Origin of the sequence: Pseudonocardia sp. HH130630-07 (genome assembly GCF_001698125.1) — a bacterium.
Classification (GTDB): Bacteria; Actinomycetota; Actinomycetes; order Mycobacteriales; family Pseudonocardiaceae; genus Pseudonocardia.
On sequence record NZ_CP013854.1, the window covers coordinates 5,555,439 to 5,579,787 of the forward strand.

Here is a 24,349-nt window from a genome sequence, read left to right on the forward strand (position 1 = left end):
GTGGATCCGCGATCGGCGTGGTCGAGACGATCCCGGGCGTCAGCGGGGGGACGATGGCGCTGGTCGTCGGGATCTACGAACGGCTCATCACGCAGGCCGGTCATCTCGTCGGTGCCGCGCGGACCCTGTTGCGGCCGGGAGGACCCGGCCGGGCCACCCGGGCCGCCGGTGAGCTGCGCCGCCTCGACTGGGGGCTGCTGCTCCCGGTCGCCGCGGGCATGGTGCTCGCGGTCGCGCTGGCCTCGCAGGTGCTGCCCGGCCTGATCGAGGCCCATCCGGTCGGATCCCGTGCAGTCTTCCTCGGCATGGTCGCGGCCTCGGTCGCCGTCCCGCTGCGGGCGGTGGGCCTGCCCCGCGGCGTCCGGGAGTGGGCGCTCGTCGCCGTCGCGTGCGCCGGTACCTATCTCGTGAGCGGTCTGCCCCCGGCCGCCGGGGACGGGCGTCCCGCCTACCCGGTCGTGGCGATCGCCGCGGCGGTGGCGATCTGCGCGCTGGTGCTGCCCGGGTTCTCCGGCTCGTTCCTGCTGCTGGTGCTCGGGCTCTACGAGCCGACCCTGCGCGCCGTGCGGGACCTGGACCTGGTCTACATCGCCGTGTTCGGGCTCGGCGCCGTCGCCGGCCTCGCGACGTTCGTCTCGCTGCTGCAGTGGCTGCTCGAACACCACCGGCGCACCCTCATGGTGATCATGACCGGGGTGCTGCTCGGGGCGCTGCGGGCACTGTGGCCCTGGCAGGACGACGTGCGGACCGCGCTGGCGCCCGACCCGGGCTGGTACATGATGGGCATCCCGGTGCTGCTCGGCGCCGCGCTCGTGGGCGGGATGATCGTGCTGGAGCACCGGAGCGGGGACCGGGCCGCCGAGCCCGTCCTCGCACCGGACGACGAGCCGACCCGGCCGCTACCGCGGATCGGCCCGGCCGGGCGATGAGACCGCGGCGGTGACGGCCGGGCACCCGGCCCCACCGTCACCGCCGTCCGGCAGGGCTCAGGCGAACGCCTCCGGCGGCGGGCAGGAGCACACGAGGTTGCGGTCGCCGTGCGCACCGTCGATCCGGCGCACCGGCGGCCAGACCTTGCGGTCGTGCACGCCGGGTGCCACCGCGGTCGGGTAGGCGGCCAGCTCACGCGGGTAGGGGTGGTCCCACTTGTCGTCGGCCAGGCTGGCGGCGGTGTGCGGGGCCCCGCGCAGCGGGTTGTCCTCCACCGGCCACTCCCCCGCGGCGACCCGGTCGATCTCCGCCCGGATCGCGATCATCGCCCGGACGAAGCGCTCGATCTCGGCGAGGTCCTCGGACTCGGTCGGCTCGACCATGAGCGTGCCGGCCACCGGGAACGACATCGTCGGCGCGTGGATGCCGTGGTCGATCAACCGCTTCGCGACGTCGTCGACGGTGACGCCGGAGTCCCGGGTGATCGTCCGCAGGTCGAGGATGCACTCGTGGGCGACGGCGCCGTCGGTACCGGAGTACAGCACCGGGTAGTGCTCCCCGAGCCGGGTCGCGACGTAGTTCGCCGCCGCGACCGCCGTCAGCGTGGCGCGGCGCAGGCCGTCGAGTCCCATCATGCGCAGGTACGCCCACGAGATCGGCAGCACACCGGGGCTCCCGTGCGGCGCGGCGGAGACCGCACCCACCTCGCCGCGGCCGGGCAGGAACGGGGCGAGGTGCTCGGCGACCGCCACCGGACCGACGCCGGGGCCGCCGCCACCGTGCGGGATGCAGAACGTCTTGTGCAGGTTCAGGTGGCTGACGTCGCCGCCGAACGCACCGGGCCGGGCCAGGCCGACCAGCGCGTTGAGGTTGGCTCCGTCGACGTAGACCTGGCCGCCCGCGTCGTGCACCGCGGCGCAGACCTCACGGACGTCGGCCTCGTAGACCCCGTGCGTCGACGGGTAGGTGATCATCAGGGCGGCCAGCCGGTCACCGTGCTCGGTGATCTTGGCCCGCAGGTCGTCGAGGTCGACGTCCCCGTGGCCCGAGGTGCCGACGACGACCACCCGCAGCCCGGCCATGATCGCGGACGCGGCGTTGGTGCCGTGCGCGGACGCCGGGATCAGGCAGACGTCCCGCTCGGACTCGCCCCGCGAGCGGTGGTAGGCCGCGATCGCCAGCAGCCCGGCGAACTCGCCCTGGCTCCCCGCGTTCGGCTGCAGCGAGACGGCGGCGTACCCGGTGAGATCGGCCAGCCAGGTCTCCAGCTGGCCGATCATCTCGCGGGTCCCGGCGCTGTCCGCCTCCGGCGCGAAGGGGTGCAGGTCGGCGAACGCCGGCCAGGTCACCGGCTCCATCTCGGCGGCCGCGTTCAGCTTCATCGTGCACGACCCGAGCGGGATCATCGTGCGGTCGAGCGCGAGATCGGCGTCGGCGAGCCGGCGCAGCCAGCGCATCAGCGCGGTCTCCGACCGGTAGTCGTGGAACGTCGGGTGGGTCAGGTACTCGCTGGTCCGGGCCAGCCCGGCCGGGAGCGCGTCGACGGTCGCGGCGTCGAGCTCCGCGGCGTCGCCCGAGATCCCGAAGGCCGCCCACACGGTGCGCAGGTGCGCCGCGGTGGTGATCTCCGAGGTCGAGATCCCGATCTCGTCACCGGACACCCGGCGCAGCGCGATCCCGGCGTCGTGCGCGGCCGACACGACGGCGTCGGCGCGGCCGGGCACCCGGACGGCGACGGTGTCGAAGAACGCGTCGTGCGCGACCTCGATCCCACCGGCCCGCAGACCCGCGGCCAGCACCGCGGCCATCCGGTGGGTCCGCAGGGCGATCGACCGCAGTCCCTCCGGGCCGTGGTACACCCCGTAGCAGGCCGCCATCACGGCGAGCAACACCTGCGCGGTGCAGATGTTCGACGTCGCCTTCTCCCGGCGGATGTGCTGCTCGCGGGTCTGCAGGGCCAGCCGGAGCGCGTAGTTGCCGTCGGCGTCGCGGGACACCCCGACCAGCCGCCCGGGCAGCTGGCGGGCGTGCCGCTGGCCCACCGACAGGAAGCCGGCGTGCGGGCCACCGAACCCGAGCGGGACACCGAAGCGCTGGGTCGACCCGACCGCGGCGTCCGCACCCAGCTCGCCGGGCGGGGTGAGCAGGGTGAGCGACAGCAGGTCCGCGGCCACCGCGACCAGCGCGCCGCGCTCGTGCGCGGCCTCGACCATGGCGGACGGGTCGGCGACGCGCCCGGACGCACCCGGGTAGGACAGCAGCAGACCGAAGAACTCGCCCTCGGGCAGCTCACCGCCGGACAGGTCGGCCACGTCCAGTTCGATGCCGAGCGGCTCGGCCCGGGTGCGCAGCACGTCGAGGGTCTGCGGCAGGGTGTCGGCGTCGACGACGAACCGCGCGCTGCGCGACCGGCCGGCCCGGCGGAGCAGGGTCATCGCCTCGGCCGCCGCCGTGGCCTCGTCCAGCAGGGACGCGCCCGCGACCGGCAGCCCGGTCAGATCGGCCACCATCGTCTGGAACGCGAGCAGCGCCTCCAGCCGGCCCTGGCTGATCTCCGGCTGGTACGGCGTGTACGCGGTGTACCAGGCCGGGTTCTCCAGGACGTTGCGCCGGATCACCGACGGCGTGCGGGTGCCGTGGTAGCCCAGCCCGATCATCGGGACGGCCACCGTGTTCCGGTCGGCCAGCTCCCGCAGCTCGGCGAGCATCTCGGCCTCACCCACCGGGTCCGGCAGGGACCCGCCGACCGGCTGCGCGTCGCGGATCGTCGCCGGCAGCGCGCGGTCGGCCAGCGCGTCGAGCGAGTCGATGCCGAGCACCTCCAGCATGCGGGTCAGCTCGTCCGGGCGGGGCCCGATGTGGCGCTCGGCGAACGGCAGCCCGCGCTCCAGCTCGGCGAGGGTCGGACGGTCCTGCTGGGGGTGGCTCACGGCGCCTCCGGGATCGGCACGGGTCGGGACAGGGCTCGGTCTCGCCCCTCCCCCTCTGTCCGTGCCCGGTGGGCGCCTGAGAGATTCACCCGAGGCTTCGGGCTTTCCCCGTCGGCGGACGGGCCTCCCGAGGCGGCCCGTCGCTTTCCAGAGGCGTCTCGACCGCACGGTCCGTGTGCCTGAGAGATTCCGGGAAGGGATTTGCTCCTTCGGCGCCCGGCTTCCTGCACCGGGACTCTCCCGCACGGGGTCAACGACTACGGCTGCGAGGATACCGGTCTTCTCCGTACTTTCACGGCGCCGGTCCGGCCGCGGTACAGGTCACACTTCCGGACATGTCGAACACCACCAGCCCGAGCACCACGCCCGCCACGACCGCCGCGTTCCACCTGCAGGCGGTCCTGTCCTTCGGGGTCTCGCTCGCCGCCGTCGTCATCGGGGTCTTCTACCTGCCGGTCGACGGCTGGGTGAAGGCCTTCCTCGCGATCGCCGTCCTGTACTCGATCACCTCGGCGTTCACCCTCGCCAAGTGCATCCGGGACCGTCAGGAGAGCCTGACCGTCGTCAACCGGGTCGACCAGGCGCGGATGGACAAGCTGCTCGCCGAGCACGACCCCTTCCGGGCCGCGGCGTAGTGCCGTGACCGGCTCAGGAGATCGCGCGCCGGGCCCGGCGACGGGCCAGCTCGTCCTCCGGGGTGTCGTCCACGGTGCCGCCGTCGGCCCGCTCCGCCGGGAAGTCCTTGATCACGCCGCTGATCTCGCGCATCGCACCGGAGACCGCGATCCCGAACACGCCCTGACCGCCCTGCAGCAGGTCGACGACCTCCTCAGGGGAGGTGCACTCGTAGACCGTCGTGCCGTCGGAGAACAGGGTCACGCCGGCGAGGTCGCGGATGCCGCGCCGGCGCAGGTGCTCGACGGCGATCCGGATGTTCTGCAGCGAGACGCCCGCGTCCAGCAGCCGCTTCACGACCTTGAGGACCAGCACGTCCTTGAACGAGTACAGACGCTGGCTGCCCGAACCGGCGGCGCCGCGGATGGAGGGGACCACCAGTCCCGTGCGGGCCCAGTAGTCGAGCTGCCGGTAGGTGATGCCGACGACCTGGCACGCCGTGGGACCACGGAAACCGACGAGGCTGTCGACCACCCCGTCGAAACCCTCACCGACCAGCGGGTCCGGAAACAGCTCAGCCTGGCCCGGCCCCTCGGGTGGTGGCATCTGCACCGCGTGGTCTCCCTAGGTCGGGATGTCATCTAGTCACGCAAACGGTAGGCCCGGCGGGCAGGGTGGTCAACGCGGCTCGCCGACACGGACGTACCGGACGGCGCGTGACGGGCCACCCGCGGTAGCCCGTCCGCGACCGGCGGCCACCCGCTGCCGGTGAGCGGTCGGTTCCGTCAGCCGGGCTGCGCGCCCCGGAAGTCCTCCGGGGAGACGGAGTCGAGGAACTCCTTGAACTTCTCGACCTCGTCCTCCTGCTCGTCCGGGATCACCAGCCCGGCCTCGGCGAGGACGCTCTCGTCCGCGTGCACCGGCACCCCGGTCCGCAGCGCCAGCGCGATCGAGTCGCTGGGCCGCGCGGACACCGTCACGCCGCCGTCGAAGATCAGCTCCGCGTAGAACGTGCCCTCCTGCAGGTCGGTCACCCGTACCTGCTCGAGCCGCCGCCCCAGCGCCCCGATCACGTCCTTCAACAGGTCGTGGGTCAGTGGCCGGGCCGGCTTCACCCCCTGCTGCTCCAGGGCGATGGCCGTCGCCTCCACGGACCCGATCCAGATCGGGAGGTAGCGATCCCCGTTGGTCTCCCGCAGCAACAGGATCGGCTGGTTCGCCGGGAGTTCGACCCGGACGCCCACGACGCGCATCTCGCTCATCAGCCCGCCTCCCCGGCCCTCACGGGCCTGTCGGCCGACCCGGGTGGACCTGCCACCCCAGCCGCCCGGATCGCCTTGCTCGCCCTGGTCGGCACGGTCGCTCGCACCACCGGTACCGACACGTTCCGACGCTACACGGACGCGGCTGTCGACGCCCGCCGCCGGACGGGGCGTGACGGTGTCGTTTCGACGATCGTCACACGCCCGATCCCTGCGGCGTGTCGGCTCGACATCCGCCGCCCGGTGGCGGTGTCAGCCCTGGCCGGGTTCGCGCGGGCCGGTCAGGAAGACCAGCCGGAACTTGCCGATCTGCACCTCGTCGCCGTTCGCGAGGACGGCCGTGTCGACCGGCTCGCGGTTGACGTAGGTGCCGTTGAGGCTGCCGACGTCGACGACGACGAACTCCCCGGCGTCCCGGCGGAACTCCGCGTGCCGGCGCGAGACCGTCACGTCGTCGAGGAAGATGTCGCTGTCCGGGTGCCGGCCGGCACTCGTCGTCGGCACGTCGAGCAGGAACCGGGAGCCGGCGTTCGGACCACGCCGGACGACCAGCAACGCCGACCCGGCGGGCAGCCCGTCGACTCCGGAGACGGCCGGCTCGGCAGTCGGCTGCTCCACGTCGGCGAGGAAGTCCGCCCGGAAGACCGACGTGGTCTCCGGTGCGCGCTCCGGTGGCACGTCGCGCGGGTCGTTCGTGGTCACCTCGGGGTCTCCTCCTGTAGGACACGGATCCCGGACGTCGTCCGGGTGTGGATCAGCGGCGGTGCTGACGGGGCACCGAACCTACCGGTCCGGCGGTCGCGGCGGAACGGAGAACACGCGCCGCGCGGCACCGGTCGTCGGGCGGTCTCGGCGCCGCCGGTCAGGACCCGTCCGCGAGCTGCCGGTAGGCCGCGGCGTCGAGCAGGCCGTCCGGCAGGGTGCCGTCGGTCAGCCGGACGTCGACGATCCAGCCGTCGGCGTAGGGGGCCGAGTTGACCAGCTCCGGGCTGCCGTCGAGGGACTCGTTGACGGCGACCACCTCACCGGCGACCGGGGCGTAGATGTCCGAGACCGACTTGGTCGACTCGACCTCGCCCATCGCGTCACCGGCGGCCAGGGTGTCGCCGACCGTCGGGAGCTGCACGAACACGACGTCACCGAGCTGCGACTGCGCATGGTCGGTGATGCCGATCCGGACCACCCCATCCCCCGTCTCGCGCACCCACTCGTGGGCCTCGGTGTAGGTCAGGTCCGACGGAATCTCCGAGCTCACGCGACGAGCCTAGCCCCCGGCCCCACCGTGATCGAACCGGGTGCGCGCGCCGGGAGCGGCCGGCGACGGGCGGCGCAGGGCGAGCACGAACTGGGCGAGGTACAGGGCGCCGGACCAGAGGTAGAGCGCCACCCCCCAGATCACGAACGCGTGCGCGACCACGGCCACCACGGTCTCCGCCGGTGCCGTCCCGTCGCCGAGCAGGAGCAGCGGGAACGCGTACAGCAGCACGAAGGTCGCGGCCTTGCCGACGTAGACGACCTCGAACGGGCCGTAGCCCCGCCGGCGCATCACGAACACGCACGCCGCGAGCAGGACGTCCCGCGCGATCAGTGCACCGACCGCCCACCACGGGACGAGATCGCGGAACGCCAGCCCGACGAGCGCGGCCAGGATGTAGAGGCGGTCGACCGCGGGGTCGAGCATCGCGCCGAACCGGCTGTACTGGTCGAGGACCCGGGCCAGCTTGCCGTCCAGCCAGTCGGTGAACCCGCCGATCGCGAGCACCGCGACCGCCCACGCGTCGGCCTCGGGACCCAGCATGAGCCACAGGAACAGCGGCACGCCGAGCAGCCGCAGCATGCTCAGCGCGTTCGGCACCGTCCAGAGCCGGTCCCCCGGGGTCGGCGGCCCGGCGACGTCGTGCACCGAGTCCCGGACCGTGTCGCGCACCGTGTCCCGGGCCTGCAGCACCGTGTCCCGGGCCCCCCGGCGCACGGCGGCCGCCCTGCTGGTGTCCGACTCCCCGCCCACGTGGCCAGCCTAGACGGAGCGTCGTGCTGCACCGGCCCGCACGGTGGGGTGAGGATGGTGTCGTGACGGACACCGACCCCGCATCCTCCGCGTCCCTGAAGTCCATCCAGGCACCGCTCAAGCAGCGCTACCGCGACGACCCGGAGGCGGCCGTCGTCACCCTGGCCGCCGACGGCGAGCTGGGCGCCGGCGTGGCCTGCCGGGTGACGACCGGCCGGGCACTGGCCGAGGCCGGTCTGCACCCGGCCACCGGTGGCGACGGCACCCAGCTGTGCTCGGGGGACATGCTGCTGGAGGCGCTCGTCGCCTGCGCCGGGGTCACCCTGCGCGCGGTCGCCACCGCCCTGGAGATGGAGGTGACGGGCACCGTGCGGGCCGAGGGCGACCTCGACTTCCGCGGCACGCTGGGCGTCGACCGGGACGCGCCGGTCGGCTTCCGCGACATCCGGCTGACCTTCCGGCTGGACGCCCCGGGGGCCGACGAGGAGCGGATCGCGACGCTGACGAAGCTGACCGAGCGCTACTGCGTCGTCCTCCAGACGATCAAGGGCAGCGCGACGACGTCGGTGGACGTGATCACCGCGTCCTGATCTCCTGGCCCGGCCGGAGGACGGCTGCGTGCGCCGAACGGACGCGGACCGTGCACGGCCGGACGCGCCCGGTACCGGTGGTCTCCCGTTCGTCGCGCGATGTGGTCGGTTCGGCGCGCGGGGTGACCACCGCTCTGCGACACCCCCTTCGGAGATCCGTACGGTGGGCCGGTACCGGGACGAGGTGACTCGGCGTGCCCGCGCGACCGCGCGCACGCCACGGCAGGGGACACGTGATCAGACTGGCGGACGAGCTGTCGTCCGGCGATCACGTGTGTGCGATCCCGGACAGCGCGGAACACCTCGGCGAGATCTCGGCCGGCTACGTCGCGCACGGCCTGGCCCGCGGCGAGCGGGTCGTCTACCTCGACGACGACGGCGCGGCGGACGCGTTGCTGCGCAGGCTGAACGAGGACGGCGTGGACGTCGCGGAGCCGTTGCGGCTCGGCCAGTTCGAGATCGTCCCCGAGGAGCAGACCCGGCAGACCTTCCGCAGCCCGCTCTCCGACATCCACGCCGGGATCACCGGTCAGGTCATCCGCTCCCTCGACGACGGCTGGCGGGGCACCCGGCTCACCGGTCAGATGCACGCCGCGCTGGTACCCGGCGCGTCCGGCACGCTGCCGGAGTACGACGGCCTGCTGGCCCGGTTGATCCGGGAGAACGAGCGGGCCCTCACCGCGCTGTGCCTGTTCGACCACGACCACTTCCCGGACGACCAGATCGACATCATGCGGGCGCTGCACCGCGACCATCTCGCGGTCCCCGGCGCCTACGACGACGGGCTGCTCCGGATCGTCCGGATCGGGGTCGGCAAGGCGCGGCTGGCCGGGCAGATCGACCACAGCAACCGGCCCAAGATCACGTCGCTGCTGCACCAGCAGCTGGACTCGGTCCTGCGCTCCCCCGACGCTCCCGCCGACATCGCACTCGACATGGCGTCGGTCCGGTTCATCGACGTCGCCTCCGCCGTCGCCTTCGTGCACGCCGCGGAGTCGTTCCCGGTCACCCACCGCCTCGTCCTGCACCGGGTCCGGCCCCGGGTGGAGCGGATCCTGGAACGCTGCGGTGCCGCGTTCTCCCCCCAGCTCGGTTTCGCCGACGGCGCACCCGGGCCCGACCCGTCACCCCGGTGAGCGGAGGCAGCCCGTGAAGGTCAACGCAGCACCCCGGCCCCCGGGATTCGTGCACGGGCTGGTCCATGCCGACGACCACCACGAGCTGGTCGAGCGGGTCGCACCGCTGGCCGTCGCGGCGGTCCGCGACACCGGTTCACAGCTCGCACTGGCCGTCTCCGAGGCCGCCGAGCAGGCCCTGCGCGCGGAGCTGTCCGGCACCCGGGCCGCGATCGGCAGGCTGACCTCGCTGACCCGCCCTGCCCGGGAGTCCGGGCAGACCGTCGCCGCCTGGCGGGCCAGGGAGCTGCGGGCGCTGTCGTCGGCGGACCGCCCGGTGTTCGTCGTCGCCGAGCACGACGCCGAGCTCGACGGGGTGGACGGCAGCTTCTGGATCGAGCTCGAGGCCGCGCTCAACATCTCGCTCGGCGGGCTGCCGGTCACCCAGCTGTGCGTCTACCCCCGGCTGCCGCTGCACGGCGCGGTCGGCGACGGCGCCTTCGCCACCCACCCCGTGCGGCTGCGCGGCGGTGAGCTCGTGCACAACCCGGCACACCGTTCCCCCGGCGAGGTCCTGACCGAGTGGGCGCTCGCGCCGCCGCACCTGCTCGGCCCGCCGGACGTCAGGCTGCAGTACAACACCTTCGAACTCGCCAGGGTGCGCGACGCCGTCGAGGGGGCCACCCGCTCGTGCCGCTTCGACCCGGTGCGCGGCGAGGACATGGTGCAGGCCGTCAACGAGGTCGCCACGAACGCCGTCGAGCACGGGGCCCCGGAGGCCGGGCTGTCGGTGTGGGTCGGGGCCGACGAGCTGGTGTGCGAGGTGCACGATCCCGGTCAGATCGCGCTCCCGCTGATCGGTCTCGCCCCGCCGCACCCCTCGCAGCCCCGCGGCCGGGGCACCTGGATCGCCCGCCAGCTCTGCGACAGCCTGCACGTCTGGCAGGCCGGTGACGGCACCCACGTCCGGCTGTTGAGCCGCGCCTGACGAACGGACCAGTGCCGATTCGCTCACCCGGATCTCACACAGCGGACGCGGCTCGGCTACTCTGGCCGTCGTCGACACCGCGCGGACACGCCGCCCGCCGTCCGCGCCGGTTCGGTCTCGCCGTGCCCCTCTCGCGCCCCGCGGTCTCCCGCCCGGGCGGCGCACCCCGGCCCGGCGCAGGGCCGCCTGCGGGCCGCACGCCACGACCGATCCGGGGAAGAGTCATGTCGGACGATCACTGTCGATCCAGTGAGATCATCCAGCACGCCGCAGCCGAGACCGCTCCGGTACCGATCGCGGTACGGGTGCTCGGCGCCTTCGGACTCCGGGTCGACGGCCACGCGATCCCGCTGCCGGTCGACTCCCGCCGGCTGGTCGCCTACCTCGCCGTGCACCCCCGGCCGCAGCCGACCGCCGCGCTCGCCGCGGACCTCTGGCCCGGTGTCGCACCGGCGCCGGCCGCGCGGCTGCTCGACGAGGCCGTCGCGGGTGTCGACGTGCCCGGCCTGCTGGCCGCCGACGACCGGGGCCGGCTGCACCTCGCCGACGAGGTCGTGGTCGACCTGGCCGAGGCGATGCTGCTCGTGCGGGGCCTGACCTCGGCCGAGACGATGCGCACGGTGCGCGAGATCGGCTCACCGGGGACCGAACTGCTCGAGGCCGAGGTGCTGCCCTCCTGGACGGCACCGTGGATCGCCGTGGAGCGCGAGCGGTTCCGGCAGCTGCGGCTCTCGGCCCTGGAGGGCCTGTCCGGGCTGCTGACCGCGGCCGACCGGCACGCCGACGCGGTGACCGTCGCCCGGCGCGCGGTCGCCACCGCCCCGAGCCGGGAACGCTCGCGCCGGGCCCTGGTCGAGGCGCTGCTCGCCGGCGGGCAGGTCGCCGAGGCCCTCGCCGAGTACGACGAGTTCCAGCGGCTGCTGCGCAACAGCGTGGGCGCCACCCCCGACTCCGAGCTCGACCGGCTGCTCGCCCCTCTCGACCCGGGCTGGCCGCTCGGACCGGGGCTGCACCGGCCCGCACAGCGCTGGGGCGTGGGCATGCCGGGCGCCGCCCGGCCGCCGCAGCGGGGGCGCAGGCTCGCGGCCGGCACCCCCGCCAGCGGTCGCTGAGCCGGCCGGTCGCCCGTCAGTCCTCCGGGTGGAACCGGGGCCGGCGCTTCTCGCCGAACGCGGCGAGCCCTTCGGCGCCCTCCGGATCGGCCGCGCAGGCCGCGATCGCGTCGGCCTCGGCGTCGAGCTGGTCGGTGAGGGTCCGTTCCCAGGTCCCCGTCAGCAGGTCCCGGATCCGGCCGAGCGCGGCCGTCGGGCCCTGGGCCAGCCGGTGGGCGAGCGCCACGGCCTCGTCGGTCACCCCGTCGTCGTCGACCACGGAGGTGAGCAGGCCGAGGTCGGACAGGGTGGCGGCGTCGAGGACCTCGTCGGTGAGCAGGATCCGCCGCGCCCGGGCCGCGCCGACGAGCCGGGGCAGGGTCCAGGTGAGGCCGCCGTCGGTGGAGAACCCGATGCCCGGGTAGGCCGGGCGCATCCGCGTCGACCGGCCGCCGACGGCGAGGTCGCACACCAGCGCGATGCTCATGCCCGCTCCGGCGGCCCAGCCGCGCACCGCGGCCACGGTCGGGACCGGGGACGCGGCCAGCGGGCGCTGCATCGCGTGGAAGGTGTCCGCGAGCCGGTGTACGTAGTCGTGCCGGTCCGTGGCGCCGGCGAAGGCGCGCACGTCCCCGCCGGTGCAGAAGTTCTCGCCGTCGCCGTGCAGCAGGACGGCGCCGACGGCGTCCAGCCCGGCCGGGTCCTGCCCGGCGAGCTGCTCCAGCGCGGCGGTGACCTCCTGCATCGCCGGGCCGTCCAGGGTGCCGTGCCGGCCGGCCGAGATGCGGCAGCGCAGCACCCGGCCGTCGCGCTGCACCGGGCCCGGCTCGCTCACGCCAGCGCCCGCAGCTTCGGCAGCACGTCGGTCGAGAACTGCGAGAGGAAGCGGCGCTGGTCGGCGCCCGGGCCGTGCACGACGAGGTGGTTCAGGCCGGCGTCGAGGTAGGGCCGGATCTGCTCGACGGCCTCGTCCGGGTCCGAGGCCACGATCCAGCGCTGGGTGATCTGCTCGATCGGCAGCTCGTCGGCGAGCCGCTCCATCTCGCGCGAGGAGTCGACCGAGTTCTTCTGGTCCGCGGTGAGCGAGAGCGGGGCCCAGAACCGGCAGTTCTCCCGGGCCGCCTCCGGGTCGCGGTCGTAGGAGATCTTGATCTCGATCATCTTGTCGATCCGGTCGGCGTCGCGCTCCTGCTTCGCCGCGCCCTCGGCCACGCCCGGCAGCAGCTTCTCCGTGTAGAGGTCCATCCCCTTGCCCGAGGTGCAGATGAACCCGTCGCCGTGGCGCCCGGCGTAGCGGGCGACCATCGGGCCGCCGGCCGCGACGTAGACCGGGACCGGCTGTTCCGGGCGGTCGTAGATGGTCGCGTCGACGAGGGTGTAGTAGTCGCCCTCGACGCTGACCGTGTCCTCGGTCCAGAGCGCCTTCATCAGGCGCACCGCCTCCCGCAGCCGGGCGAAGCGCTCCTTGAACTCCGGCCACTCGCGGCCGGACACGGCGATCTCGTTGAGGGCCTCACCGGTGCCCACGCCCAGTGCGACCCGCCCCCCGGTGAGCAGCGCCATCGTCGCGAACTCCTGGGCGAGCACCGCGACGTTGTAGCGGAAGGTCGGGGTGAGCACCGAGGTGCCGATCTGCACCCGGTTCGTCCGCTCCCCCACGGCCGCGATCCACGGCAGGGCGGCCGGGGCGTGCCCACCGGTGTGCCGCCACGGCAGGAAGTGGTCCGAGGCCCAGACGCTGTCCAGACCCACCTCCTCGGCGAGCACCGCGTACTCGACGAGGTCGCGCGGGCCGAACTGCTCGGCCGACGCCTTGTACCCGATCTTCAGATCCACCCGATGAGTCCCATCGCCCGTGCCGCTGTGCCCCTGCTGCAGATCTTGCTACACCCTCACGCGCTCCGGCGCAGCTCCGCCACCCCACCCGCCCCGCCCGGCCCCCGGTGCACTCATGGAGCTTCAGCCCGGCCTGACGAGGCCGAAGCTCCATGAGTGGACGGCGGGGCGGGCGCGGCGCGGTGGACGGTGCCGGGTTCCGGAGCCGGGTGGGGGGCGGCGGGCGCGGCTCGTACGATCGTCGGCGTGTTCGACGCCGCAGATCCGGACGAGATCCCGCTCCCGCCCGAGCCCGGCGACGAGTACGGCGAGGAGCCGCCCCCGGAGGAGGACGGGTACCACCCGGGCGGTGCTGCCGAGGAGCCGGCGCCGGTGCCGGTCCGTTCCTCGGACCCGCACGAGGTGCTGCGCCGGGTCTTCGGCTACGACGCGTTCCGCGGCGACCAGCAGGCGATCGTCGAGCACGTGACCGGCGGCGGGGACGCGCTCGTCCTCATGCCGACCGGCGGCGGCAAGTCGCTCTGCTACCAGGTCCCGGCGCTGGCGCGTTCCGGCACGGGGGTCGTCGTCTCGCCGCTGATCGCGCTGATGCAGGACCAGGTGGACGCGCTGCGGGCGCTCGGCGTGCGGGCCGGGTTCCTCAACTCGACCCAGGACGCCGACGAGCGCCGCCTCACCGAGCAGGAGTTCCTGGCCGGTGAGCTGGACCTGCTCTACCTCGCGCCGGAGCGGCTGCGGGTGGAGTCCACCGTCCGGCTGCTGGAACGCGGGCGGATCGCGCTGTTCGCCATCGACGAGGCGCACTGTGTCGCGCAGTGGGGACACGACTTCCGGCCGGACTACCTGCTGCTCTCCGAGCTGCCGAAGCGCTGGCCGGACGTGCCGCGGATCGCCCTGACGGCCACGGCGACCGACGCGACGCGCACCGAGATCGCCGAACGGCTGGAACTGACCGGGGCCCGGCACTTCGTCGCGAGCTTCGACCGCCCCAACATCCAGTACCGGATCGCACCGAAGAACGAGCCGCGCAAGCAGCTGCTGGAGCTGCTGCGCACCGAGCACGCCGGCGACGCGGGCATCGTCTACTGCCTGTCCCGCAAGTCCGTCGAGCAGACCGCGGAGTTCCTCTCCGCGAACGGCATCCCGGCCCGCCCGTACCACGCCGGGCTGGACGCGGCGGTCCGCCGGGACAACCAGGCCCGGTTCCTCCGGGAGGACGGCCTGGTCATGGTCGCGACCATCGCGTTCGGGATGGGTATCGACAAGCCCGACGTGCGGTTCGTCGCGCACCTGGACCTGCCGAAGTCGGTCGAGGGCTACTACCAGGAGACCGGGCGCGCCGGCCGGGACGGCGAGCCGTCGACGGCGTGGCTGGCCTACGGGCTGGCCGACGTCGTCCAGCAGCGCAAGATGATCGACGACTCCGAGGGCGACGCCGCGCACCGGCGGCGGCTCGGCCTGCACCTCGACGCGATGCTGGCGCTCTGCGAGACCACGGAGTGCCGGCGGGCCCAGCTGCTGCGCTACTTCGGGCAGAAGCCGGACACCGAGAACTGCGGCAACTGCGACACCTGCCTGACGCCGGTGTCGTCCTGGGACGGGACCGTCGCCGCGCAGAAGGTGCTCTCCGCGGTCTGGCGGCTGAAGAACGAGCGCCGGCAGAGCTTCGGTGCCGTGCACCTCATCGACATCCTGCTGGGCCGGCGCACCACGAAGATCGAGCAGTTCTCGCACGACGAGCTGTCGGTGTTCGGCGTCGGGTCGGACCTCTCCGAACCGCAGTGGCGCAGCGTGATCCGCCAGCTGGTCGCACGCCGGTTGCTCGCCGTCGGCGGCCCGCACTCGACGCTGCAGTTCACCGACGACTCCCCCGCCGCCATGCGCGGCGAGCAGCCGCTGACCCTGCGCACCGAACCCGAGCGGACGGCCAGGGCGAGCCGCTCGCGCGGGAGCGGGTCCAAGCCCGCCGTGGAGCTGTCGGAGGAGGCGGCGCCGCTGTTCGAGCGGCTGCGGGCCTGGCGCTCGACCACCGCGAAGGAGCAGGGGGTCCCGGCGTACGTGATCTTCCACGACGCCACCCTGCGCGAGATCGCCTCCCGCGCACCGGCCGACCGCGCGGCGCTCGGGACGATCTCCGGCATCGGTGAGGGCAAGCTGGCCCGCTACGGCGACCAGGTGATCGACGTACTGCACGGGAGCGGGGCGTGAGGCCGCTGATCGGGCTCACCACCTACACCGAGCGCGCGACGTACTGGGTGGTGACCGACGAGGAGACCGTGCTGATCCCGCGCGGCTACCTCGACATGGTGTCCACCGCGGGCGGGATCCCGGTGCTGCTGCCCCCGACCGCCGACGGGCCGGACGCCGTCGAGTCCTGCGACGGGCTGCTCGTCGCCGGGGGCCCGGACATCGGAGCGGGGTGCTACGGCGCCACCCGCGGCGAGCACGACGACGATCCGCGCACCGAGCGGGACGCCGCCGATCTCGCCACCGTGCGCCGGGCGCTGGAACGCGGCATCCCGGTGCTCGGTGTGTGCCGCGGGCACCAGCTGCTCAACGTCGCCCTCGGGGGCACGCTGCACCAGCACCTGCCGGACGCCGTCGGCCCGGATGAGGCCGCCGTCCACTCGTCGGCGCCGGGGGTCTACGGCCCGGTCGGGATCGGTGTCGCGCCCGGGTCGCGGCTCGCCGAGATCCTCGGCACCGGTCCGCTGAGCGTCCGCTGCCACCACCACCAGGCGATCGACCGGGTCGCGCCCGGGCTGCGGGTGACGGCGCGCGCCGGAGAGGTGGTGGAGGCCGTGGAGCTCGACGGTGCGACGGACGGGGCACCGTGGGTCGTCGGGGTGCAGTCCCATCCCGAGCGCAGTCCGGACGATCTGCGGCTCGCGAGGGGGCTGGTCGAGGCGGCGGAGCACCACCGGGCGATCGGGCGCCCGGGGATCCGCGTGGCGGGCTGACCGGCCGTCCCGGGCGTCGAGGACCGCCGTCGTCCGGGTTCGGGCCTACGGTGCGGGCATGACCACCACCACGACACCGGTCGACTGGAACGCCGAGCTGCTGGCCCAGCTGACGTTCGAGTGGGAGACGATCCTGCGCCCCCGGCTGACCGGCCTGACCGACGCCGAATACCTCCACGAGCCCGCTCCGGGTTCGTGGAGCGTGCGCCCCCGCGGCGAGGCCGTCTCGTCGCACGCCGCCGGGGCGGGTGAGCTGGTCGTCGACTTCGCCTTCCCCGAGCCGGACCCGCCGCCGGTCACCACGATCGCCTGGCGGCTGGCCCACGTCATCGTCGGGGTGTTCGGGATGCGCAACCACTCCCACTTCGGCGGACCCCCGGTCGACTACGCCACGCACACCTACGCGGCGACCGCCGACGAGGCGCTGCGCCAGCTCGACGAGAAGTACGCCAGCTGGACCTCCGGGGTGGCCGCGCTCGGCAGCGAGGGTCTCGCCCGGCCGTGCGGCCCGGCCGAGGGCCCGTACGCGGACGCCCCGCTGGCCACGCTGGTGCTGCACATCCACCGGGAGCTGATCCACCACGGTGCGGAGGTCGCACTGCTGCGCGACCTGCACCGCGCGGGAGCCCTCAGCGGCGACCGATCCGCTTGAGCACCGGCGGCAGCGGCTCGGTGTACAGGACGCCGAGCCGCTGCGTCGCGCGGGTCAGCGCCACGTAGAGGTCGTTGATCCCGCGCGGGGACTCGTCGAGCATCTCCTGGGGTTCCAGCAGCACGACGGCGTCGAACTCCAGTCCCTTCGCCGCCGTCACCGGCAGGACCACCACCGGGGTGTCCAGCTCCTCCGCGTCGACCTCCGGGTCCAGCACCCCGGCTCCCGCCAGCAGCTCCCGTACGGGCTCCACCCGCGCGGACGGCACCAGCACCGCGGTCCGGCCGGTGCCCACCGCGTCGCGCTCGGCCCGGACCCGGTCGACGACCAGCTCGTCGGCACCGGTGCCCGGCAGCGGGGTCGCCCACGGCGGCTCGCCGGTGGACCGGACCGAGGACGGCGGCTGCAGCGAGGCGTCGATCTCGGCGAGCACGTCGTCGGCGACGTCGGCGATCTCCGACGGGGTCCGGTAGTTCACCGTCAGCTGCTCGAGCCGCCAGCGGCGTTCCACGAACGGCGACAGGACCTCGTGCCAGGACCCGGCGCCACCGCGGTCGCCGGTCTGGGCGATGTCACCGACCAGGGTCATCGAGCGTGTGGGTGCCCGGCGCATGATCATCCGCCAGGCCATGGCGGACAGCTCCTGCGCCTCGTCGACGATCACGTGCCCGTAGGTCCACTCACGGTCCGCGGCGGCCCGCTCCGCGGTCGAGTCGTAGCGCTGCACCTGCATCCGCTCCGCGAGCCGGTCGGCGTCGATGATGTCGGTGGCGCGCAGCAGCTCCGGGTCGAGGTCCTCCTCCAGGTCCAGCACGTCGAGCACCCCCTGGGCGTACTCGACCTCCTCCCGCAGCGCGGCCGCCTCGGCCGCGGCCTGGGCGGCGCCGTCGTCACCGAGCAGCTCCGCGGCCTCGTCGAGCAACGCCACGTCGGCCGCCGACCAGCGCCGGTCGTAGGGCACGTCCTCGCCGGGGGCGGCCCGTTCCAGCAGCACCCGCTCGGCGGCCGGGATCCGGCGGGCCACCGAGTTGAGCCGCCTGCGGTCGGCGAACAGGTCCGTGAGCAGCTGCTCCGGCGACAGCGTCGGCCACAGCAGTTCCAGCTCGCGCCGCACGTCGGGGGACTCGGACAGCTCGTCGCGGATGTCCTCGACGTCGCGCCGGTCCAGCAGGTCACCGCCGACCCGGCGGGCGACCTGCTGGGCGAGCAGGCGCAGCAGCTCCTTGCGGAAGATCCGGCGAGCCTCGTTGTGCGGCTTGCGCGACCGCCGCGCCCGGGTGCGGGCCTGGGCGACGGTGTCGCGGTCGAGCACCACCTGCTGCTGCTCGACGACGAGCTCGATCGGCGCCCGCGGCACCTGCTGCCGGTCCCGGACCGCGGCGGCGACGACCGGGGCCATGTCGGCCCGGCCCTTCAGCGCGGCGGTGGCCCGGTCCTCGTCGCGGCGGGCGTCCAGCCCGGGATACAGCTGGGCGACGGTGCCGAGCACCACCGAGGTCTCCCCCAGCGACGGCAGCACCTGCCCGATGTAGCGCAGGAACGTCGGGGTCGGCCCGACGACGAGCACGCCGCGCCGGGCCAGCCGGTCGCGGTGGGTGTAGAGCAGGTAGGCCGCCCGGTGCAGGGCGACGGCCGTCTTCCCGGTGCCCGGGCCACCCTGCACGACGAGCACGCCGGACGGCTTGGAGCGGATGATCCGGTCCTGCTCGCCCTGGATGGTGGCGACGATGTCGCCCATCCGGCCGGTCCGTGCCTCGGAGACCGCGGCGAGCAGCGCCGCCTCGCTGGTCAGCCCGGAACCCGCCCGGGCCCGCTCCTCGTCGCTCAGCTCGGCGAGGTTGAGCGGCTCGTCGTCGATCGCGACGACCGTGCGCAGCCGGGTACGCAGGTGCCGGCGGCGGCGCATCTGCTCGGGGCTGGCCGCGGTCGCGGTGTAGAACGGCCGCGCCGCCGGTGCCCGCCAGTCCATCAGCAGCGGCTCGTACTCGTTCTGCTCGTCGAGCAGCCCGATCCGGCCGACGTAGCGGACCTCGCCGTCGTCGGCGTCGAGCCGGCCGAACGCCAGGCCGTGCTCGGCGGCACGCAGACCGGCCAGCCGGTCGGCGAGCAGCGCCACCTCGGCGTCGCGCTGGGTCAGCGCCTGCGGGGTGCCGACGGTCTCGTCGTGCAACGCGTCGTGGAGCCGCTTCGCCGTGTCCCGGCGACGGTCCTCCAGCTGCTCGTAGAGCATGCCGACGTAGGCCCGCTCGCGGACCAGTTCGGGGTCCGGCTCGGTGTCCACCGAGGCGTCGGGGGTGGGATCGGGAGTGGGCTCGGGCACGGCGCGGGGATCCTCCACCGGGGGACGAACACTGTCACGTCGACCCGGCGGCGGCCTGTCCGTCGTCGAGCGGCGCGACGAACCAACCTACCAGTCGTGCACGATCTTCTCCGCGCCGCCGAAGCCCGGCCGCGCCGGTGGACCACCGAGGTCCGGCCGCGCCCGTGGGCGCGGCCGGACCGTCGTGGACCGGACGTCAGCCGCGCTGGCGCGGCGCCCGTCCGTGCGGCTGCTCGACCGGTTCCACCCAGGCCGGGGCCGGTGTCGGCGCGACGACCGGGGCGTCCCCGTCGAGCGCGAGCGGCTCGTCGTGGTGGCGCAGCCGCATCGGGGCACCGTCGAGGAGCTGGTACTCGACCTCGTCGGAGGTGATCGCGACCCGCAGCCTGCGACCCTGCCACTTCAACCCGAACGAGATCCGCGACAGCGACGGCGGGAGCACCGGAGCGAACGACAGTCCGTCGGCCTCGCAGCGCATCCCGCCGAAGCCGAGCACCACGGCCGACCAGGTACCGGCCATCGAGGCGATGTGCATGCCGTGGTCGGTGTTCCCGGCCAGGTCGTGCAGGTCGACCAGCGCGGCCTCGGCGAGGTAGCGGTAGGCCAGGTCGACGTGCCCGGTCCGGGAGGCCAGCACCGACTGGGTGCACGCCGACAGCGACGAGTCCCGCACCGTGATCGCCTCGTAGTAGGCGAAGTTGCGGCGCTTCTGCTCCTCGGTGAACGCGTCCGGGAAGATCTGCATGGCCAGTACCAGGTCGGCCTGCTTGATCACCTGCTTGCGGTACAGGTCGAAGTACGGGTAGTTCAGCAGCAGCGGGTACCGCTCGGCCGGGGTCTCGTCGAAGTTCCACCGCTGGTGGTCGGTGAACCCCTCGGACTGGGGGTGCACGCCGAGGCGCTCGTCGAACGGGATCAGCATCGCCGACGCCGCGTCCCGCCAGGACGCGATCTCCTCGGAGTCCACCCCCAGCCGGGCCGCCGACCGCGGGTGCTTGGCCGCCACCTCACCGGCGTAGCGCAGGTTCTGCTGGGCCATGAGGTTGGTGTAGACGTTGTTGTCGGCGATCGAGGAGTACTCGTCCGGGCCGGTCACCCCGTCGATCCGGAAGTTGCCCGACGAGTCGTGGTGGCCCAGCGACCGCCACAGGCGCGCGGTGGCGACCAGGAGCTCCAGCACCTCGAGCTCGAAGTCGGTGTCACCGGTGGCGTGCACGTGGCGGCGCGCGGCGTCGGCGATGTCGGCGTTGATGTGGAACGCCGCGGTCCCGGCCGGCCAGTAGCCCGAGCACTCCTGCCCGCGGATCGTGCGCCACGGGAACGCCGCGCCCTGCAGCCCGAGGGTCTCCGCACGCTCGTAGGCCAGCGGCAGGATCGACTTGCGCCACCGCAGCGCGTCGGCCGCGGCGTCCGGCGCCACGAACGACAGCACCTGCAGGCAGAACGTCTCGGTGTCCCAGAAGGTGTGGCCGTCGTAGCCGTCGGCGGTGAGCCCCTTCGCCGGGATGCAGCGCCGCTCGGCGCGGGCACCGGCCTGCAGGATGTGGAAGGTCGCCAGCCGCACGGCCTGCTGCAGCTCGGCGTCCCCGTCGATCTCCACGTCCGCGGTCGCCCAGAAGTCGTCGAGGTACTCGCGCTGCTCGGCGACGAGGCCGTCCCACCCGGTGTAGCGGGCCGCCGCGATGGCCGCCCGGACCTGGTCGTAGACCGCGGGCAGGCTGCGCCGCGAGGACCAGCCGTAGGCCAGGTACTTCACGATCCGCAGCGTCTCGCCGGGCTTGACCCTGGCGATCACCGTCGTGCGCGCGAGGTCCTCGTTCGCGTCGGTGGTGACCTGGAAGCCGTCCGGGCCGAAGACCTCGTGCTCCATCGCCGCACCGCACCGCAGGCCGGACTGGCGGGTCGAGTGCACCAGCGTCGCCCCGGCGTCACCGGCCCGGGACTGCTCGGGCTCCAGCACGTTGTCCAGGGCGGTGTCCAGCCGCGGGTCGTCGGCGTTGCGGCCGGGCAGCTGCTCGTTCGCGACGAGCTCGGACTGCAGGACCAGCAGCGCGCCTTCCCCGTTGTCGTCGTCGCCGGCGTGCACCACCTCGACCTCGTAGGAGATCGCCGCGATCGCCCGCTGGGTCAGCGACACCAGCCGGGTCGAGCGCACCTTCACCGCGCGCCCGGCCGGGGACTCCCACTCGACCTCGCGCTGCAGGGTCCCGGCCTGCATGTCCAGCACGCGCTCGTGCCGGCGCAGCGTCCCGTACCGCAGGTCGAAGGGCTCGTCGTCGACCAGCAGCCGGATCAGCTTGCCGTTGGTGACGTTCACGATCGTCTGCCCCGACTCGGGGTAGCCGTACCCGCCCTCGGCGTAGGGCAGCGGCCGCACCTCGTAGAACGAGTTCAGGTAGGTGCCGGGCAGTACGTGCGGCTCGCCCTCGTCGAGGTTGCCCCGCAGGCCGATGTGCCCGTTGGACAGGGCGAACACGGACTCGGTCTGGCCCATCGCCGCGAGATCCAGCTGTGGCTCGCGCACCACCCACGGCTCGACGGTGAAGGTGGGCCGGTGTTCAGGCTTCACGGACGCTCCAGCAGGTCGGCGAGATCGGTGACGACGACGTCGGCGCCGTGCTCACGGAGCGCGGCGGCCTGGTCGAGGCGGTCGACGCCGACGACGGCGCCGAAGCCTCCCGCGCGGCCGGCCTCCACACCGGCCAGCGCGTCCTCGAACACCACCGCCGCCGACCGCTCGACCCCCAGGTCGGCGGCCGCGGCGACGAAGGTGTCGGGGGCGGGTTTGCCGGGCAGGGAACGCTCGCGGGCGACGACGCCGTCGACCCGGTGGTCGATGAACTCCTCGAGCCCGGTCACCCGCAGGATCTGCTCGGCGTTGGCGCTGGAGGAGACGACGGCGGCCAGCAGACCGGCGTCGCGTACCGCCTCCAGGTAACGACGGGAGCCGGGGTACACGTCGACCCCCTCCCGGATCTTGACCTGGACCAGCTCGTTCTTGCGGGTCGACAGGCCCCAGAGGGTCTCGGTGTCCGCGGAGTCGTCCCGGTCGCCCTCGGGCAGCTCGATACCGCGCGAGGCCAGGAAGCTGCGCGTGCCGTCCAGCCGCGGCTTGCCGTCCACGTACGGACCGTAGTCGGCCGCGACGTCGAACGGGCGGAATGCGTCCCCGTCACGCGATCGGAGGTACTCGTCGAACATCTGTTTCCACGCCGCGGCGTGGACGCTTGCGGTGTCGGTCAGCACGCCGTCCAGATCGAACAGGCATGCACGTGCGCCGTCGGGCAGCCCCAGCATGGCGCGCACGCTATCCGGATCGATGAAGTCCGGTCACCCCCGGGGAGTGGGTGGATCTACCCCGGTTCCCGCGGATCAGTCCGCCGGGGCGCCCAGCGGCAGGTGGAACAGGACGAACGGGTCGTCGTTTCGGGATTCTCCCGACTGTTCGAGGGCCACCTCGACCCGGCACCCGCCCGTGACGAGGCGCACGCGCACCCCACCCCCGCCGGGCACGGGCTCGATCTCCTCCTGCACCGCCCGGCGGACCGCGGCCAGCACCGCGAGCGGCGGGACCGCCGACGCCGGATCGATCCCGCTCCCGCGCGGGTCGTCGACCTCGGCGGTCAGCCGGGCCCCGAACCGGGTCCGCTCGATCTGCAGGTACGCGCGGACCGCGGCCAGCTCCTCGTCGAGCCGGATCGTCGGCTCCTCGGCCCGGTCGGCGGCCCGGGACAGGTCGGCGAACCCGAGCAGCAGCTCCCTGGCCCGCGGCGGGTCCGTCCGGACCAGGGAGGCGATCGTGTTCAGCGTGTTGTAGACGAAGTGCTGTTCGAGCCGCCGCGACAGCGGCCCGTGCCACGGCCCCTCCTGGTGCGGAACCGGCTGCGCCGACGGCGACGGCGGAGCCTGCGGCGGCACCGCGTCCCGGACCCGGATCCGGACCGTGCGGTCGGTGGCGGACCCGGCCGGCGGTGCGGTGGCCGGCCGGGCCGGCACCGCGGCGCTCTCCCGGCCCCGCGCACCGGGGGGCGGTGCGGTCAGCTCGCGGTCCTGCTCGCCGCGCGCGACCAGGCCCCGCCAGGCCGGGAGGGTCAACCGCCCGGCGGCGGTGCGCCCGCGGTGCTCGACCGCGGCGACGAGACCGGGCCGGATCCAGCGGGCGCCGGCCAGGACGCCGTCCGGGACGTCGCGCGGCGGTGGCCCGGCCGGAGCGGTGACGAGGGTGCGGGCGTCGGCGTCGGCCGCGCCGAGACCGACCCGGCCGACGTACTCCGGCCCGTCCGGCCCCGGCAGCGCCAGGAGCACGGCCGCGATCCGCTCCCGGCCGGCGCCCGCGCCCGCCGGGACCCACCCGGCGACGAGCACCTGACGGCGGCGCCGCAGCGGCACCCGCAGCCAGTTCCGGGACCGCCGCCCCGGCTGGTAGGGCACGTCCAGGCGCTTGAGGTGCAGACCGTCGAGGCCGTACTGCTCGGCGGTGCGGACGACCAGCTCGGCCTCGTCCAGCCCGAACGAGGGCGGCACCAGGATCTTCGGCCCGGCGAGGCCGAGCGCCTCCAGCTCCGCCCGGCGCCGCCGGTAGGGCAGCTCCAGCACCCGGCGGCCGTCGCACCACAGCAGGTCGGTCACGACGTAGCCGACCGGGACCTCGGCCCGCAACGCCGCGTCCGGCGCGACGGTCGCGGTGCGGCGCAGCAGCGACCCCCGCGACGGGCGCCCGGCCGCGTCGAGCGCGACCACGGTGCCGTCGAGCACCATCCCGCGGGCCGGTGCCTGCTCGCCGAGCACCGCCAGCTCCGGGAAGCTGCGGGTGATGCTCCGTGCGGTCGAGGACAGCAGCCGGACCCGGCCGGGGAGCACGTAGGCGACGCAGCGGTGTCCCTCCCAGCCGAACTCCACCGCCCACCGCCCGTTGCCGCTCGCGTCGGCGAGCTCCCCCGCGGCGGGCAGCATCGGCGGGACGAGATCGGGCAGCGCGGGGCCGGGTTCCCCCGGTGCCGCGCCCCCGACCACGGGACACACGGTAGTGGTGCCGCCGGGGCGCCCTGCCGT

At 74.1% G+C, this 24,349-nt stretch carries 21 protein-coding genes and 1 riboswitch; of the genes, 9 read left to right on the top strand and 12 right to left on the bottom strand.

Translation table 11 applies throughout. The annotated features are described in order from the left end of the window. Positions 1-17: 17 nt before the first annotated feature. Positions 18-929 carry a DUF368 domain-containing protein gene (locus tag AFB00_RS26315; protein ID WP_231974085.1) on the top strand — a complete coding sequence of 304 codons (912 nt, stop codon included), beginning with the start codon at positions 18-20 and terminating at the stop codon, positions 927-929. A 57-nt stretch (positions 930-986) separates the two neighbouring features. On the opposite strand, the gene gcvP is transcribed toward AFB00_RS26315, so the two are convergent. After that, on the bottom strand, positions 987-3,860 hold the full coding sequence (gene gcvP, locus AFB00_RS26320; protein WP_068799409.1) for an aminomethyl-transferring glycine dehydrogenase: 2,874 nt from the start codon (positions 3,858-3,860) through the stop codon (positions 987-989). A 157-nt stretch (positions 3,861-4,017) separates the two neighbouring features. Beyond that, positions 4,018-4,113: riboswitch (glycine riboswitch) on the bottom strand. 82 nt (positions 4,114-4,195) lie between these two features. Between gcvP and AFB00_RS26325 the strand changes: the two genes are divergently transcribed. Beyond that, on the top strand, positions 4,196-4,495 hold the full coding sequence (locus AFB00_RS26325; RefSeq protein ID WP_068799410.1) for a YiaA/YiaB family inner membrane protein: 300 nt from the start codon (positions 4,196-4,198) through the stop codon (positions 4,493-4,495). 13 nt (positions 4,496-4,508) lie between these two features. On the opposite strand, the gene AFB00_RS26330 is transcribed toward AFB00_RS26325, so the two are convergent. The 5 genes from AFB00_RS26330 to AFB00_RS26350 form a co-directional block, all read right to left on the bottom strand. Then, entirely contained in the window at positions 4,509-5,081 is a 573-nt protein-coding gene (locus tag AFB00_RS26330; RefSeq protein WP_068800692.1) for a MerR family transcriptional regulator, read from the bottom strand. Positions 5,082-5,260: 179 nt separating this feature from the next. Further along, positions 5,261-5,737: a bifunctional nuclease family protein gene (locus tag AFB00_RS26335; protein ID WP_068799411.1), complete on the bottom strand. Its 477-nt coding sequence runs from the start codon at positions 5,735-5,737 to the stop codon at positions 5,261-5,263. A 252-nt stretch (positions 5,738-5,989) separates the two neighbouring features. Continuing rightward, complete coding sequence (garA, locus tag AFB00_RS26340) at positions 5,990-6,439, bottom strand: glycogen accumulation regulator GarA (protein ID WP_068799412.1); 450 nt, start codon at positions 6,437-6,439, stop codon at positions 5,990-5,992. 160 nt (positions 6,440-6,599) lie between these two features. Beyond that, positions 6,600-6,992 carry a glycine cleavage system protein GcvH gene (gcvH, locus tag AFB00_RS26345; protein ID WP_068799413.1) on the bottom strand — a complete coding sequence of 131 codons (393 nt, stop codon included), beginning with the start codon at positions 6,990-6,992 and terminating at the stop codon, positions 6,600-6,602. 9 nt (positions 6,993-7,001) lie between these two features. Beyond that, complete coding sequence (locus tag AFB00_RS26350; RefSeq protein ID WP_083275845.1) at positions 7,002-7,745, bottom strand: CDP-alcohol phosphatidyltransferase family protein; 744 nt, start codon at positions 7,743-7,745, stop codon at positions 7,002-7,004. Between the two features lie 62 nt (positions 7,746-7,807). Here AFB00_RS26350 and AFB00_RS26355 point away from each other — a divergent pair, with 62 nt between their 5' ends. The 4 genes from AFB00_RS26355 to AFB00_RS26370 all read left to right on the top strand — a co-directional run bounded on the left by AFB00_RS26355 (position 7,808) and on the right by AFB00_RS26370 (position 11,550). Further along, entirely contained in the window at positions 7,808-8,335 is a 528-nt protein-coding gene (locus AFB00_RS26355; RefSeq protein WP_197519664.1) for an OsmC family protein, read from the top strand. Positions 8,336-8,568: 233 nt separating this feature from the next. Then, positions 8,569-9,471, top strand: coding sequence for an MEDS domain-containing protein (locus AFB00_RS26360; RefSeq protein ID WP_068799414.1), 903 nt, complete (start codon positions 8,569-8,571; stop codon positions 9,469-9,471). A gap of 13 nt (positions 9,472-9,484) precedes the next feature. After that, a complete protein-coding gene (locus AFB00_RS26365; RefSeq protein ID WP_068799415.1) occupies positions 9,485-10,438 on the top strand; it encodes an ATP-binding protein in 954 nt (317 codons plus the stop codon). Between the two features lie 224 nt (positions 10,439-10,662). Further along, on the top strand, positions 10,663-11,550 hold the full coding sequence (locus AFB00_RS26370; protein WP_068799416.1) for an AfsR/SARP family transcriptional regulator: 888 nt from the start codon (positions 10,663-10,665) through the stop codon (positions 11,548-11,550). A 16-nt stretch (positions 11,551-11,566) separates the two neighbouring features. Here the strand turns inward: AFB00_RS26370 and AFB00_RS26375 are convergent, their stop codons facing one another. Together AFB00_RS26375 and fgd are read right to left on the bottom strand one after the other, a co-directional pair. Further along, a complete protein-coding gene (locus tag AFB00_RS26375) occupies positions 11,567-12,364 on the bottom strand; it encodes an enoyl-CoA hydratase/isomerase family protein (RefSeq protein WP_068799417.1) in 798 nt (265 codons plus the stop codon). Then, positions 12,361-13,365, bottom strand: coding sequence for a glucose-6-phosphate dehydrogenase (coenzyme-F420) (gene fgd / locus AFB00_RS26380; RefSeq protein WP_068799418.1), 1,005 nt, complete (start codon positions 13,363-13,365; stop codon positions 12,361-12,363). Before fgd ends, AFB00_RS26375 begins: the two co-directional genes overlap by 4 nt. Positions 13,366-13,737: 372 nt before the next feature. Between fgd and recQ the strand changes: the two genes are divergently transcribed. Genes recQ through AFB00_RS26395 form a run of 3 tightly spaced genes read left to right on the top strand, consistent with a single transcriptional unit; the run spans position 13,738 to position 16,977 of the window. Next, on the top strand, positions 13,738-15,573 hold the full coding sequence (gene recQ, locus AFB00_RS26385) for a DNA helicase RecQ (RefSeq protein WP_068800695.1): 1,836 nt from the start codon (positions 13,738-13,740) through the stop codon (positions 15,571-15,573). After that, positions 15,570-16,325, top strand: coding sequence for a gamma-glutamyl-gamma-aminobutyrate hydrolase family protein (locus AFB00_RS26390; RefSeq protein ID WP_197519665.1), 756 nt, complete (start codon positions 15,570-15,572; stop codon positions 16,323-16,325). The genes recQ and AFB00_RS26390 overlap by 4 nt, the downstream gene beginning before the upstream one ends. A 58-nt stretch (positions 16,326-16,383) precedes the next feature. Next, entirely contained in the window at positions 16,384-16,977 is a 594-nt protein-coding gene (locus tag AFB00_RS26395; RefSeq protein ID WP_068799419.1) for a DinB family protein, read from the top strand. Here AFB00_RS26395 and AFB00_RS26400 read toward each other — a convergent pair. From AFB00_RS26400 to AFB00_RS26415, 4 genes are all read right to left on the bottom strand, one after another. Then, positions 16,955-19,207 (bottom strand): HelD family protein, encoded by a 2,253-nt coding sequence (locus AFB00_RS26400; RefSeq protein WP_083276161.1) that lies wholly within the window; start codon positions 19,205-19,207, stop codon positions 16,955-16,957. The two genes, AFB00_RS26395 and AFB00_RS26400, sit on opposite strands and share 23 nt — an antisense overlap. Positions 19,208-19,493: 286 nt before the next feature. Beyond that, complete coding sequence (locus tag AFB00_RS26405; RefSeq protein ID WP_068799421.1) at positions 19,494-21,866, bottom strand: glycoside hydrolase family 65 protein; 2,373 nt, start codon at positions 21,864-21,866, stop codon at positions 19,494-19,496. Continuing rightward, entirely contained in the window at positions 21,863-22,594 is a 732-nt protein-coding gene (locus tag AFB00_RS26410; protein WP_068799422.1) for a beta-phosphoglucomutase family hydrolase, read from the bottom strand. Before AFB00_RS26410 ends, AFB00_RS26405 begins: the two co-directional genes overlap by 4 nt. A 75-nt stretch (positions 22,595-22,669) precedes the next feature. Then, positions 22,670-24,310: an ATP-dependent DNA ligase gene (locus tag AFB00_RS26415; RefSeq protein WP_156819733.1), complete on the bottom strand. Its 1,641-nt coding sequence runs from the start codon at positions 24,308-24,310 to the stop codon at positions 22,670-22,672. Positions 24,311-24,349: the final 39 nt, after the last annotated feature.